The sequence below is a fragment of the Lysinibacillus sp. FSL K6-0075 genome, assembly GCF_038592945.1.
In the GTDB taxonomy this organism is placed as follows: Bacteria; Bacillota; Bacilli; order Bacillales_A; family Planococcaceae; genus Lysinibacillus; species Lysinibacillus fusiformis_F.
In genome coordinates, this window is the sequence record NZ_CP151947.1 from 2087766 (window position 1) to 2102508 (window position 14743).

Consider the following 14743-nt stretch of genomic DNA (forward strand, 5'->3'; position numbering starts at 1 on the left):
ACCTACAGTGACATGGTATAGGAATATCAAGTACCCCTTTAGATACTCTTTTTTAAGGAGGATGACTACATTCTTTACAAGAAATTAATTATTGATTTTTTTGAGGAAACCCATAAACATTTGCACGAAATGCTACTAGGAATCCAAGCAGAATGAGGATAAACATTACCCATGGAAAAGAACTCACATCAAATGATTCGATCAGAACTGCTCCAATTGCACTCCCGCCACCAATAGCGAGATTCCAAACAGTAACTAACATAGATTGGGCAATATCCGCACCTTTTTTAGCATTATCTGCTATGGCTGTTTGCGTCAGTGTTGCTGCTCCACCAAAGGTTAAGCCCCATACAGTTACAGCACTATAAATGATAATAGGATGACTAATTCCGATACCTAATGCGAATGATGCTAATCCAAATCCGACCAGACTCATTAAAACTAAAGTACGTAGTCTACGCTCAATGAATATACCTATAACCCAGATTCCAACTAAAGATGCCATACCAAAAACAAGTAAAATCAAATCAATTCGTTTGGCAAGTCCTGCTTCGGAAAGGTATGGTGCGATATAAGTATAAAGCATGTTATGCGAAAGTATCCAAGCTAATACAACAAACAAGATTGGACGAACTCCAGGCGTAATAAAAACCTCTAGAAGAGTCATTCGTTTTGAAGATGTTTGTCCAGGGAAGTTTGGGACTTTCCAAATAATCCATAAAATCAGTAATGCTGCTAAAAGTGACATTATGCCAAAGCCATTTCTCCAGCCAACAAGGGAACCGAGAAATGTCCCAGTAGGAACACCCAAAGCTAATGCAAGAGGCGTACCAATCATGGCTACGGCCATTGCCCTTCCCTTTAGTGATTCTGGCGCCATCAGTCGTGCATATCCCGCAGTCAGCCCCCACAGGACTCCAGCCGTTACACCTGCAAAGAAGCGAGCGATTAAAGTTAAGGTCAAACTAGAAGATAAGGCTGTAATAGTATTAAATACAAGGAATCCAATAATACACAAAAGCAGTAAGGGCTTCCTATGCCATCCTTGTGTTGCAGTGGTTATAGGAATAGCTGCAATGAGTGAACCAAGAGCATAAGCTGTAACAAGTTGACCTGCAAGGGATTCTGACACACCGAGTCCTTTGCTTATTTCTATTAGTAAACCAGCAGGTATAGTTTCGGTAAGGATACATATAAACCCAGCCATAGCGAGCGCCATTAAACCTGCCCAAGGAAGACGTTCTGAGGGTATTGCATAAGAATTTTGTTTACTTAAATCACTATTATTATCCATTTATAAAAGGCCTCCTGATTAGTTGATAGGATTAATTATACTAATCAGATTTTGAATTTTACATTTGATAATAAAGGAATAAATTTATATTTGGTTATAAAAACAATGTAATTTGATGCTATCGCGTTTAAATTATAATATAATGATTTCAGGGTCATATACGTCCTACAATTTGATGTCACTATCGTAAATGATATGAAGGGGTGCTTAAATGGATAGTATTGATAGAGATATACTCATGCATTTACAATCAGATGCTCGGTTGTCAATGACTGCCCTCGGAAAACTTATAGGATTATCTCAACCAGCAATAACAGAGAGGGTAAAAAGACTAGAAGAACAAGGCGTGATAAAAAGCTACAGGGCTAAAGTATCGAATGAAAAAGTCGGAAAATCCATTGTTGCTTTTATCCTTTTCCGGACTACAAAGTGCAATAATTTCGTTGATTATTGTATGCAAGCTTCACAAGTAGTAGAGTGTCATCGAATTAGCGGAGAATACAATTATCTAATTAAGGTAGTAGTGGAATCAACAAAGGAACTTGAATTATTTGAAAATGATAGCATGAGGTATGGCGATTCTACTACATTGATTTCCTTATCATCACCTATTGAAGACAAACCATTGCTACCAAATTTAAATGTTGATTATTAATTTTTATAACCTTTTATAAAAAGATCGATTTGAATACAGTTATTTATGTAAAAACGGCTAAGCATTGAATGAAACTCTATTTAGGAGAGATAGACAAATATTTAATGAGTAAGTTTTACAGCTACCTTAATGAATAAATCAAGTATGAAAAGTTCACTGTTTATAGGCAGTGAACTTTTCAATTATCGGGCGCTTTTCATCAATGTGGAGAGTGTCTTTCTTCATTTAAGCATGAACTTGTACTGTATAGTGAATATGAAAATCAGAAACGTATAAAAGAGAAAATAAAAGGATTGAGCTCGGTACTATACCGATTTCAATCCTTCTTAGCTACTTAACTTCATATAGTGTCTAAATTTTGTGTCATTTAAGGGTCATAATTCGGTAGGGAAAGTAGTTATACTTGCAAAATAAACACCTACATTTTTTCTAGGATATTTTTTATGGGCTTTTGAAGTACGTCTATAATGGCTACGATGATAGCTGTTACAAAAATCGCTATTAGACCAAGTGCTATCGGACCTGCTGCATCTTCACCTGTGAACATAGCAAAAATCCTTAAGTAAACGATTAACAACAAAATGAAGAAAATAATTGTAAAAGCACATTTTTTTATAGCCTTCAAGGATTTAAGGGCTAACTCAGAAAAAGCATAGTTTATATGGATATAACTCAATAGTTTATATGCTTGATACAACGCAACAGAAAACGTAATGCATACGCCATAGGCACATATTAACAATGGATATACCGAGTAATCACCTGGACGCACTTGTGCATCTTGTATAGCTGCTTGAGGTAACCAATATATACATACAGCAAGTACCGCAATGCCCATTAGAAAGGCAACGATTTTTAAGAAAAAAGTTGAACTTAGTTTAACATTCATATGAAGCACCTCATTGATTTTATGATAATATGATATTAGTCTATTTATTATCGTTTATCAATATATTTATTTCGTTTTTTATTATATTATTGTTGTTATTCAAATAATTACTTGATAATCATGTGGGAATCATACTTCAGTTATTGTCAGTTTTTCTCATGAAGTAACTGAACAAGTAGGTGCAATTCTTAAAATGGGGAATGCGCTTTTTTGTTTAAGTCGCTTTAGAATCTATTCTTGGAGCGGTGTTACTGGCGAAAAATCACCCAGTAAATCATACAAGCTAAATTGATGAAATTTAATTTTTAACTAGTTACTAAGATTTTGTAAAGATATCAATATCTTGGATTATTGAATAATCTCTGTATGAAAAGGGCTCTCCCTGGTTATATTCTGAAAAGTCCTGCTGCTAACATTTTATTTAAACACGCTAAGATTCCAAACTCTCGTATTGAGATAATTGCTGAAAGACTTCAGTAAAGTTATATAAAAAGAATTTATTGAAAAGTTTCTTCTTGCAACAATCAGGCACATTTTTTTAGGAAGGAATGTGTCTTTTTTCATCTAATAGGCCAGAATGAGGAAAAAAGATATTTATACTCATTTCAGTCTAATTACCGATAGCATATTAACTGATTATCCTTTATTGTTAATAGGTCGTAAAAGACACTATCAGGAATATCCTGCAAATATTGAAATGATAGGTGGAAAAAAATGAATTATCAAGTATTATTATATTACCATTACACGAAGATTGAAGATCCAGCTGTGTTTTCAGCAACGCACTTAGAAATGTGTAAAGAGATCGGTTTAAAAGGTCGTATTTTAGTAGCCAATGAGGGTATTAACGGTACTGTTTCGGGTACGATTGAGCAAACAGAGCAATACATGGCAAACATGCAAGCTGACCCATTATTTGAAGGCATTGTCTTCAAAATTGATGCGGCAGATGATCATGCATTCAAAAAAATGCATGTACGCCCACGTCCTGAGTTAGTAAACTTAGGCTTAGAAGAAGACGTAAACCCACATGAATTAACAGGTCGTTACCTGTCACCAGAACAATTCCTTGCTGAAATGCAAGATGACAATACAGTAGTATTAGATGTGCGTAACACGTATGAATACGATGTCGGCCATTTTCGTGGCGCGATTCGACCAGCTGTAAAAAACTTCCGTGATACTCCAGAATGGGTACGTGAAAACCGCGAGCTATTTGAAGGGAAAAATGTTTTAACGTATTGCACGGGCGGGATTCGTTGTGAGAAGTTTTCCGGCTGGATGAAACGTGAAGGCTTTGGCGATGTCGGTCAATTGCATGGCGGTGTGGCAACATACGGAAAAGACCCTGTTGCGAAAGGCCAATTATGGGACGGTCAAATGTACGTATTTGATGAGCGTTTAACGGTGCCAATCAATCAAGTAGAGCATGTGATTATCGGTCGTGATCACTATGACGGAGAACCTTGTGAACGTTACATTAACTGTGCAAATCCTGAATGTAACAAGCAAATCATCGCATCTGAGGAAAATGAAGCCAAGCATTTAGGTGGCTGTACAATCGAATGTACAAAGCATGCACGCAACCGCTACATCGTGCGTCACAATTTAACAGAAGAGCAAGTAGCTCAAGCAATTGAGGCGTTACAAGCATAAGCATGAAAAGCTGTCTAAACATACAAAACGCTATTCAATAACTTTCATAACCCACTATTTAGAGGTTTTTAAAACACTCAATGTAAGTGTTCAAACGATCCATTTCAACATTGGACTAGTTTGCTCGCTTATATAGGGTGTTTTTTCTTATGTAAGGAAAAGGTAAATGACTCAATCATAGGGTGAAGAGGGGGATAAATCTGAAGCTGTTTAAAGTAAATGATCACAGGGTATTCAGAAAAATGTAACAGGATTTAATTAGCGCAAGCTCACAAAAGGTGGACATACTGCTTACGAGAGATAATGAAAACGAGCCCCCTACAGTTGATAGTTTGTCTCTAACTCCAGGGGGCATCGGCTTTTAAATCGCTTTATTGTGTGCAATATGCAAGTCGTTTTAATCTTCGTTTATAAGTATGAGCGCTTAGCTGGCCATGAACCTTGTAGTTTACGAAGTTGGACAATTTGCCCTGTATGATATGCATCGTGCAACAGGATATTTAGATATTGTTGCCAAACTGGAAGAGCAGGACTAGGTTGATCTAATGCCTCTTCTTGAAGGGATGCTAATGAAGATTGTAAGGCATCATGTACTTGAAGCGTTCGCGTCACGGTTTCTTGCCAAGCATCTTCATCATGAGCGCCACCTTGGATAAATGTTTCATCATTTTTTTGTGGAGCAACAAATGTCTCATCTTTATGTAAGCGAGAAACTAAGCGCTCTTTAAAGATTAGTAAATGGTTTACATTTTCCCAAATCGTATTCGCCGCATTTCCTTCTGGTTGCCAACATGCTTGTGCAGCAGTGAGATTCTTTAATGCTTCTGATAACGGTGGGTACCATTCCTCTTCGTAAAAAACTTGATTGACTCCATTTTGCAAAAGTTCTTTTTTACTCATTTGGATAACCTCCTTTTTTTGTAACGCACAACACATTCCTTCCTCTTAATTTATCAAATTTTCCGAAAATAGTATATAGGAGTGAAAATATACAGGGTCATGTGATTGAAAAAAATACTAAATTGGCGTTAGTAAAGAAAAGTACTTAAAATAACGGAGCACTTTAGTTTAAATTTTTGTGAATTTAGATGGATAATTTATTTAATTTTGGAACTTCTGTTCATTTCAGACGTATTAAAGTTGAGGGACTATGGCAGTTCAAAGTGATACATAATAAAAAAAAGGAGAAAATGAAATGAATATTTATATAGTACTATTACCAATGATTAGTATGTTGTTAGGTTTGTATTTAGTATGTCTGGGACTCTGGGAATTAAGAGTGGGTATAGATAGAAAAAGATTTATAACCTACTCGTTTACAGGGCTATTTTTGATCTTTATATTACCGAACATGTTTGGTTTTTTTCAATTTAATTATTAATAACTTACTTGAACTAAGCAGTTTAGTTGAAGAGCTGCAGTTGCAAGCAAACAACAAAGATCTTAGTGAGAAATTAATGGATGATTATTTATAACAAGTATGTTTAAGAAACCTCTTCTTGGATGCTCATAAACTAAATATTGTTTTATATGTTATAATTGACCAAATGATTAAAACAAAAGTGACGTAATGTACTATAAAAAGCCACTTTCATAAACGGGTCATTTGGTTGAATACATAGGTTAAATTTGTAAAAATAACTGCTCATAAAAAGGGAGGACAAAAGTAATGGGAATTGGCCTAGTTTTCGGTGTATTTGTAATTTGGGCCGGCAATATTGTTCGGACAAAACAGGCATTTGCATTTCTTGCAGGTTTTAGGGAAACGTGGCAACCGGTTAATAAAGAAAGACTAGGTAGTAGAGTTGGGATTCTCTTAATGATGATAGGTGTTATAGCCATTTTTGCGTCTATTTTTACTATATGGTTTGGGGATACAGTCGGAAAAATCTCTGGGGTCTTGGCTATGATTGATGTGATTTTGATTATTATAGTCATCGGATTAGATCAAATAGGCTATTGAAAGGAGTGTATACGTGGGAAACTGGAGAATAAAACTGGTCCTGTTATTTACAATATTAAATATAATAGGAATATTCGCTATCATTCCATATTCGATAACTTTAATGGGCAATCAATCTGTACCGGGAGATAGTCCAATTTCATTAATCATTATTATCAATTCAACTATTCAAGTTTTTTATATGTTTGTATTGATATTGGTTGGTTTAAGACTTCAAAATCGTACAGGGTTAAACGCTCCACTATTAAATGGAATTGTTTATCCTAAGACACGAGTACATATTTCAAAAAAGTGGTTAATCAATAGTATTGTTGGGGCATTCATTGGAAGTCTTATGATCATTCTTCTTGATTTATTCGTATTTAGCCCTCTGATAGGAGCTCCAATGGATCAACTTCCCTCACCAAATTGGTGGCAAGGTTTACTTGCTTCACTATACGGAGGAATGACAGAAGAACTAATGCTGCGATTGTTTGGCATGACGTTCATTGTATGGTTATTGGCCAGGATAACAAAAAAAGAAAAGGATAACATTCCTAATAGTTTTTACTATGTTGCAATTTTTCTTGTAGCAATACTATTTGGATTAGGGCATTTGCCAGCGACAATACAAGTATTCGGCGATCTATCTACCATTATTGTCATACGGGCATTGGTGTTAAATGGGCTCTTAGGCTTGTGGTTTGGTTACTTATACTGGAGAAAGGGCTTAGAATATGCAATGATTGCCCATATGTCAGCAGATATCTTTCTTCACGTTCTATTTGCGTCAATACTCTATTAAACAATCGGGCGCTTTCCTTGAATAGGAGAGTGTCCTTTTTCATGAAAAGGGCCATTTATTGGAGTAATGCGTATTGCAAAAAAATGGATAAGATTTGAAATAATTTAATGAAACATTCATCAATTGGGGGAGCGAATATGCGTTATTTAAAAAACTATTGCTTGTTTATAGTTATCACATTGTTGTTAACAGGGTGTGCAGGAGTAGAAACAAAAAAATCTCCATCAAATTCGAAATTAACCATTGAGTCTTACAACATGAGTGAAAAAGAAACCTTATTAATTAGTAAAACAGGTGTAGAGCAAATTGAATTTTTTAAGTTGAATGGCACTTTGAAAGAAGATGATGATTTGCAATTTTCAGTGGAAGTGTTTGAAAACGGTAAGTTTAAAGAGGAGTTACTAAAGACTTGGGATGAACTCGAAACAAAATATAATGACAGCCTTATTTCTTTTGGAATAATTGACAATAGAGACGAAGATCATTCTTTAAAACTTTTAAATGGTATACCTTCTGGGCTTGCTACAACGTTTTATTCAAATAACATGACAACATCTTCTTTCGGTTTGCTAATCGACGAAAAAATGACTTTAGAAAAAAATAAACCTATTTATTTAACAGCATGGCTAGGCACTACTAAAAACGAACTGCGTTCTGGAGGTGGCACAACTGGGGAACTGCCCTTAGGTATTGAAGAAGCTGAACTAGCATTTATATACAAAGTTTTATGGACCGACAAAGAAAAGAAATAATTTTTACCTAAGTTATTCAACAATCAGGCGCTACTCTTGAATAACATAGTGGAAAATAATCAAACTTATTTTAAAAACCTCATATTTATTTAAAAGGGCAACTCCATTTGCAGCGCTTTTCTTAAATGTGAGAAGTGTCTTTCTTCATAAATAGGGCCATATAAAATCAGTTTAATAGAAGAACGCTATTTGACTAACACTGTTAAAATAAGATTTATTACAAAATTGGAGGTGTTTACTTGCATACAAATTACGTTCTATATAATATTGTTCCTTTAGGATTTTTAGTTTTGTTGTTATATATTTTTATCGATGTATTGCTTGATTACTTTAGAAAAGAAAGCAAGCGTAATCAAAGACGAGTTATCCTATACAGCTTTATCTTTTATTTAATATGCTTAATTCAAATTAAAGTGGGGGGATTAACACTTATACCTCAAAATCCAGCAGACAATAGTAGACGTTTTATTACAGCTAATGACTGGTTTGGAATTTTTGATGCGATCCACTTCAATATTTCTTTATGGAGCTATTCAGCTATAATTTATCATTTTTTATTATTACTCCCTTTAGGTATATTTTTATTCGTTCTTTTCAATTTAAAAAATGTAAAGAAAGCCGTTTTTATAGTGATATTGTGTTGTTTAAGTATTGAATTTTTACGTCTCCTATTGGGGTCGTTTAGTCTAACTACAAAAAACCTTGGTCCTGTAGATGCTATCTACTTGTTATTTAATATGCTAGGTGGAGTATTTGGATTATTAATAGTGAAATTTTCTCTAAAAAATATCTCCATCTATAAATATACACGTGAAGCTAAAATATAAAATTTATAATGGCAGTTTTAATAGAATCATAATCTTCTTCAATCGGGCGCGTTTATTTTCGAACGCGTCTTTTTCTTTTAAAGGGCCATATTGTATACAGGCTAAATACAGTTAGTGTTTATAATTGAAACCTTTCCCACAATTTACCGTTAAGTATTGTTAAGCAACAATAAAAAAATAGAAAGAGGGATTCGATATGATTGGCTGGCTTAATATTGGCAGTCTCTTACTTGGACTAATCGCTTGGATACTGCCAATTATTTATCTCATGGGAAATAAAAAACATGAACATAATAATTGGGGCATCCTTTCCGTTAGCAGCATCAGTGCCTGTGCTATTTCAATTAGTTTTCAGATTTTCTATAATTATCATTTAGTAAAAATTGAGGATTGGACGGCACTAATGGACACCACACGTGCAGTAGTGATCGCCACAGCCGTCCTTCTCATCTTTACATTGCTATTAAATGGACTTACTTTTATTGTATCTCGACAGAGCAAAAAGTAGGATAGTAGTTTCCTGTTCCTGATTGAAATATATTTTAGGTTTTAAGAGGGTGTAAGAAGCGAACGGCGACTTTCGGGTCTTTTAATATTTAACAATCGGGCGCTTTATTTAGCGAAAATCTACTCTTTATCGTGAGATTGCTAAAAGAACCAACCACGCTATAGTAAAATATCAAAGGAAATGTAAGCGGGTAAGGAAGAAATTTTGGGAATTATATTGACAAAATAATTTTTTTCTGTAAAATGAGAAACAATTCAAAAATATTTGTATAGAACAAAGGCTATGAAAAGAAATAGTATCGATTATTTTTACGAACAGAAAGTTACCGGTTGATGAGAGGTGCATGTAAAACGATTGAGAATTCATCTTGGAGCTGTGTACCGAAAAGATCATGCTAAGTAGGCTACAACGGTAAGCATCCGTAATCATGTGCGAGAGTATCGTCAAATGACCGTACTTCTTAAGGTAAGTAATGTGAATTGCTTATAAATTAAAGGTGGTAACACGAGTTGAATCGTCCTTTTGGTTAATCCAAAAGGGCGTTTTTTTTATTCCTTTTTTGAGCAAATTATTTGAAAATCTAAACGTAGTAGGAGTTAGACATTATGAAAGACAATCATCAAGATTCACAGCTAAAGCGCGGATTAAGTACGCGTCACATGCAATTAATTGCACTTGGCGGATCCATTGGGGTCGGTTTATTTTATGGCTCTAGTTCAACCATTCAAATGGCTGGGCCATCTATTTTACTAGGTTATTTAATTGGCGGATTAGTTATTTTCACCATTATGCGTGCATTAGGTGAAATGGCAGTAGAGGAACCTGTGTCAGGCTCGTTCAGTACGTACGCGAATAAATATTTAGGACGTTTTGCTGGGTTCTTATCTGGTTGGACGTATTGGTTCATGTGGATTGTCGTGGGCATGGCAGAATTAACAGTTGTCGGTGTATACATTAACTACTGGTTCCCCGATATTCCACAATGGGTAACTGCCCTTGTCGTACTTATCATGATGATGCTTGTAAACTTAGCAAATGTAAAAGCTTACGGGGAATTCGAATTCTGGTTTGCGATGATTAAAGTGGTTGCGATTATCGGTATGATCGTTCTCGGATTAGGCATTATTTTCTTCGGTATTGGCAACCACGGTGAAGCAATGGGCTTCGATAATTTATGGGCACACGGTGGCTTCATGCCAAATGGTTTCCATGGTATTTTAATGTCACTAGTATTAGTTATGTTCTCATTCGGTGGGGTTGAATTAGTTGGTATTTCTGCAGGGGAAGCAAAGAATCCTAGCAAGTCCATTCCTTCAGCTATTAACAACATCGTTTGGCGTATTTTAATCTTCTACATTGGTGCATTAGGCGTTATGATGGTGATTTATCCTTGGAACGAAGTTGGTTCAGAAGGTAGCCCGTTCGTTCAAATTTTCGATTACGTCGGCATCCCTGCTGCGGCTCACATTATTAACTTTGTTGTCATTACAGCAGCAATGTCTGCATTTAATAGTGGTTTATACGGTTCAGGACGTATGCTACACAACTTATCGGTTCAAAAAGATGGTCCAAAATATTTTAAAACAGTAAGCAAAAACGGTAGTCCGCGTAGAGGGATTTTATTTTCTTCAGCGGTGTTATTAATGGCAGTTGTCTTAAACTATATAGTACCTGAAAAAGTGTTCATCTATATTTCTGCTGTTGCGACGGTTGCAGTCATTACAAGCTGGATGATTATTTTATTAGCCCAATTGAAATTTAGAAAGGCAAAAACGAAAGAGGAAGTAGCCCAACTGAAATTCAAAATTCCGCTTTATCCACTTTCTACGTATATGGCCATTGCATTCTTATTAATGGTGATTGTGTTAATGGCGTTTATTCCAGATATGCGTGTTGCCCTATATGTCGCACCCGTTTGGTTTTTCATCTTATTTATTGGATACAAAGTAATAAAAGTTAAAAAGTAGTCATTTAACCGATACTTCTTCAGCTATCTGTTAAAAAATCCTTTTGGTTAATTCGATTGGTTACACCTATCTCAAGATTAATAATTTTTCTACATTAGCAAATGGTAATACTGTTCCCAAATGAAGTTTAGTTATGTCATTAAAGGATTCTATTTCCATTCAATTTGCGGCACAAGGATTAGAACTCAGTTTACATTGATGAAAATTTTCTGTATAATTTTTGTAAATTATGGGAATTTCATTTGGGGTATTTTTGGACATATGTGGAAGTGGTTGTCTTAGGAGAGGGGATAAAAAATGATTGAATTACGAAAAATAACTGGAGATAATATAGAGGAAGTAATAGCACTTGAAGTTGGAGAAAACCAGAAAGACTTTATCGAAACGACGAACCTTAGAAGCTTTGCAGACGCTCATGCGTTGAACGCTGATGGTATACCAGCGACTCCCTTGGCCATTTATGTCGATGAAGTTGCAGTGGGATTTTTGATGTATATTTATGATACGTTGGATCATGAATCATTTGAAAATGAAGTCTTTTACGGGAAAAAGAGCTATTTTATTTGGCATATTATGATCGATAAGCGTTACCAAGGGAAAGGATACGGCAAACTTTCTTTTGAAAAAATGTTGATGGATATTGAAACGATGCCAAATGGAGAAGCAGAATATATAACCCTCTTTTATCGAACAAGTAATGTCATAGCAAAAACATTATACGCTTCATTTGGTTTCGTAGATACAGGAATCATTCAGGACAATTCGATGTTGGCAATTAAAAAGATAGGCAAATAACAGAATCCTTAGTAGAATAGGATTTCTCTGAAAGAAATGTAAGCTATCAACGTCTCAGCCTACAAATATCCACAAGTAAAAACCGATTTTGTTAACGCTGTCTTAGTAAAAATATAATATTTATACCGCATTCAGGCACTTTCTGTAAAAAGGAAAGTGTCTTTTTTCTTGAAGTTGAAGGTCTCTAATAGTGAGCATACGTCTAACAAGATGTATCCTTAATTGTTTGGCTATAAAAACGTAAAAATTGGATAATTTATGATATAGTTTACATATCATCTGTAACTCGTTAATTAACTTATTGAGACGGGAGATCGCTGTTATGGAACAAAAAATACTAGAATTGCTCAATAACATATATCCAGTGGATTTTATTAAGGTGGAAGCAGTAACAAATGAAATGTTTCGGTGTTCCGCAAAACAAGGTGAATACTTTGCAAGAATGACAAACTACAAAGGTTATGATGAGCAATTAGAAGAGGTTACCTATACAAACTACCTACATAAAGAAGGGCTAGGTGTATCACCTGCAATCGTTTCAATCAATGGTAAAGAGGTAGAAAAGATAGCCTTGAATCACAAGGAAGTATTAACGGTTCTTTATGAATCTGCTGCAGGTAAACACTTACCAAGAAACCAATGGCAGGCAAATGTTTTAAAAGAGTTAGGCAGGCAAATTGGTAAATTACATCGCCTCTCTAGAAAATTTGAAGAAATACATCCGACTAGATATATCAAGGATTGGTATCAAAATGAGGAATATGCTTTCTTGAAATATATTCCTGAGGAAGAGACTACGATTAGAGCTGTTGCACAAGAAATTTTAACAAAGATTAAAAGCATGCCAAAAAACAAGTCCAATTATGGATTGTTACACGGTGACTTGTGGTTAGAGAATATATTGGTAGATCGTGATGTAAAACTGTCAATGGTTGATTTTCAAGATTGTGAGAAGAATTTTTATATATTTGATCTAGCTGTTCCCATATATAGTGCGATGGAGTATTCATTTGTCGGTAGTGGGAACATCATTGAATATGGCAGAGGTATTACAAAAGCAATCATCGAGGGATACCAAGAGGAAAACGATCTCCCGAAGGAAATGTTAGAAAAGCTGCCCTTATTTATAAAACTAAAAGAAGTTTTTGAGTACAGCTTAATGCATATGTACTGGAATAAAGAAAGGTTAACGGAAGAACAGATAAGGATAATGAACCATTTTAGAATGAGAATCGAAAAAGATCATTCTTTCCTAGACACAAACGGTTTGTTTTTTGACTAACCTTATATTACGATCGGGCGCAATTCTTAAAAAGATACGTGCTCCTTTTCATTTAAGGGTCAGATTGTTGAGTAAAGCAATACATATTACATTTGCGTTTTTATCTTAACATGAGTTTTCTTTATTGAGGAATCGCTTTATTAGAGTAGCGCAGTTTAGTTCATGATTTACGTTACATTATAGAAAAGTCAAACAAATCGAGGAGACAATAATGGATGAGATTTTATTAAGAAGAATGTCTAAAGATGAATTTGAGAGTTACTTCCAAAATAAGATTGAAAGATATTCGGATGTATTATCTGAAAATATACATGAACAGGGAGATGACCCTTCTACCAAAGCACTTAAACAATTAAAAGGTTTACTCCCTAATGGAATTAAAACGCCTAATCATCACCTTTTTAATATCCAAAGAGGAGATAAGGTAATAGGCTTTGTTTGGTTGAAAATGGAGGAAGAGAAAAAAAGTGCTTTTCTCTATGAAATCTATATTTTTGAAAATTTCAGAGGTAAAGGCTTTGGAACAGAAACTATGAATTGTATAGAGAATTTCTTAATCCAAAAAGAAATCTATTATTTTAAACTTCATGTTTTCGGTAGTAATACAGGAGCACGTAAACTGTATGAAGAGCTTGGATTTGAAATTGCTGGAATTAATATGCTGAAGCCATTATCTAAAAAGTAATGATAGCATGTTCAACTAACAGGGAGCTTTAGTGAAAGAAAAAGTAGACTTCAATTGAGAATCGGCTTTTTTATATTAGGAAATTATAACAATTCTATTAACTTAAGTAACAGTCCTTATTCAGCAATCGGGTCCTATTGTTGAATAAGGTTCTTTTGGAAAAGCTTTTCAAATAAAGCTTTTGGCACTTTAAGTTTCAGTATTTTAATACGTGATTATGTATTATTTTCATAGGGTATTTTATATACTAAAACGCACTTGAATTAACACAAGGGTTATTGTTATCTTTGTAGCATCTAATTACTATAATAAATTGCGGTGAAATTCAATGTTATAAAGGGAGTGTAAAGATGGACCTATTAATTTGGCTAACTATTGGTTTCATAATAATTGGATTTGTTGTGCTCACTTCTATGAAAAAAGGTATGGAAAGTAAGGTCGCTTTTATAAAAGCAAATATGGAAGAAGAGGAAAATTCATCAAAAGCTAAATCTGTAGTTTTATGGATATGGAGTACCACTGCTTGGGGGATAGCGAGTATGTTTCTTGTTGTTTGGTGTTTTCATCATTACTTGGGATAACTGTTGGCTTCAACTGTGCTTAAAAAAACAGGTACTTTTATATGAATAGTCTGAAGTATTACTATACTGTCTATTCTTGAATAATAAATACTATATACATTATAA

The 14743-nt window shown here is 34.6% G+C and carries 15 protein-coding genes and 1 other annotated feature; of the genes, 12 read left to right on the forward strand and 3 right to left on the reverse strand.

All coding sequences use genetic code 11. The features are described 5' to 3' along the window. Positions 1-88 precede the first annotated feature (88 nt). On the reverse strand, positions 89-1294 hold the full coding sequence (locus MHB65_RS10095) for an MFS transporter (protein ID WP_342443339.1): 1206 nt from the start codon (positions 1292-1294) through the stop codon (positions 89-91). Positions 1295-1505: 211 nt separating this feature from the next. On the opposite strand from MHB65_RS10095, the gene MHB65_RS10100 reads away from it, so the two are divergent. Further along, positions 1506-1949 (forward strand): Lrp/AsnC family transcriptional regulator, encoded by a 444-nt coding sequence (locus tag MHB65_RS10100; RefSeq protein ID WP_205442953.1) that lies wholly within the window; start codon positions 1506-1508, stop codon positions 1947-1949. Between the two features lie 418 nt (positions 1950-2367). On the opposite strand, the gene MHB65_RS10105 is transcribed toward MHB65_RS10100, so the two are convergent. Next, complete coding sequence (locus MHB65_RS10105) at positions 2368-2838, reverse strand: DUF2975 domain-containing protein (RefSeq protein ID WP_342443340.1); 471 nt, start codon at positions 2836-2838, stop codon at positions 2368-2370. A 714-nt stretch (positions 2839-3552) separates the two neighbouring features. On the opposite strand from MHB65_RS10105, the gene MHB65_RS10110 reads away from it, so the two are divergent. Beyond that, positions 3553-4494, forward strand: coding sequence for a rhodanese-related sulfurtransferase (locus MHB65_RS10110; RefSeq protein ID WP_342443341.1), 942 nt, complete (start codon positions 3553-3555; stop codon positions 4492-4494). Positions 4495-4902: 408 nt separating this feature from the next. Here MHB65_RS10110 and MHB65_RS10115 read toward each other — a convergent pair whose 3' ends face one another. After that, positions 4903-5394 carry a DinB family protein gene (locus tag MHB65_RS10115; protein ID WP_342443342.1) on the reverse strand — a complete coding sequence of 164 codons (492 nt, stop codon included), beginning with the start codon at positions 5392-5394 and terminating at the stop codon, positions 4903-4905. 769 nt (positions 5395-6163) lie between these two features. Between MHB65_RS10115 and MHB65_RS10120 the strand changes: the two genes are divergently transcribed. The 10 genes from MHB65_RS10120 (at position 6164) to MHB65_RS10165 (ending at position 14638) form a co-directional block, all read left to right on the forward strand. Beyond that, entirely contained in the window at positions 6164-6457 is a 294-nt protein-coding gene (locus MHB65_RS10120; RefSeq protein WP_342443343.1) for a hypothetical protein, read from the forward strand. 13 nt (positions 6458-6470) lie between these two features. After that, on the forward strand, positions 6471-7241 hold the full coding sequence (locus tag MHB65_RS10125; protein ID WP_342443344.1) for a CPBP family intramembrane glutamic endopeptidase: 771 nt from the start codon (positions 6471-6473) through the stop codon (positions 7239-7241). A 137-nt stretch (positions 7242-7378) separates the two neighbouring features. Further along, complete coding sequence (locus MHB65_RS10130) at positions 7379-7993, forward strand: hypothetical protein (protein WP_342443345.1); 615 nt, start codon at positions 7379-7381, stop codon at positions 7991-7993. A gap of 239 nt (positions 7994-8232) precedes the next feature. Beyond that, complete coding sequence (locus tag MHB65_RS10135) at positions 8233-8820, forward strand: hypothetical protein (RefSeq protein WP_342443346.1); 588 nt, start codon at positions 8233-8235, stop codon at positions 8818-8820. Positions 8821-9016: 196 nt separating this feature from the next. Continuing rightward, on the forward strand, positions 9017-9328 hold the full coding sequence (locus tag MHB65_RS10140; protein ID WP_342443347.1) for a hypothetical protein: 312 nt from the start codon (positions 9017-9019) through the stop codon (positions 9326-9328). 273 nt (positions 9329-9601) lie between these two features. Beyond that, positions 9602-9853 (forward strand) — a binding site (T-box leader). A gap of 80 nt (positions 9854-9933) precedes the next feature. Next, positions 9934-11295, forward strand: a complete 1362-nt coding sequence (locus tag MHB65_RS10145) for an amino acid permease (protein ID WP_342443348.1) — start codon at positions 9934-9936, stop codon at positions 11293-11295. A gap of 297 nt (positions 11296-11592) precedes the next feature. After that, positions 11593-12090 (forward strand): GNAT family N-acetyltransferase, encoded by a 498-nt coding sequence (locus MHB65_RS10150; protein ID WP_205442964.1) that lies wholly within the window; start codon positions 11593-11595, stop codon positions 12088-12090. Between the two features lie 322 nt (positions 12091-12412). Further along, the gene (locus MHB65_RS10155) at positions 12413-13372 is read left to right on the forward strand and encodes a phosphotransferase (RefSeq protein WP_342443349.1); all 960 of its coding nucleotides are present in this window, start codon (positions 12413-12415) and stop codon (positions 13370-13372) included. 211 nt (positions 13373-13583) lie between these two features. After that, positions 13584-14057: a GNAT family N-acetyltransferase gene (locus tag MHB65_RS10160; RefSeq protein ID WP_342443350.1), complete on the forward strand. Its 474-nt coding sequence runs from the start codon at positions 13584-13586 to the stop codon at positions 14055-14057. Positions 14058-14407: 350 nt separating this feature from the next. Further along, positions 14408-14638 (forward strand): hypothetical protein, encoded by a 231-nt coding sequence (locus MHB65_RS10165; RefSeq protein WP_342443351.1) that lies wholly within the window; start codon positions 14408-14410, stop codon positions 14636-14638. Positions 14639-14743: the final 105 nt, after the last annotated feature.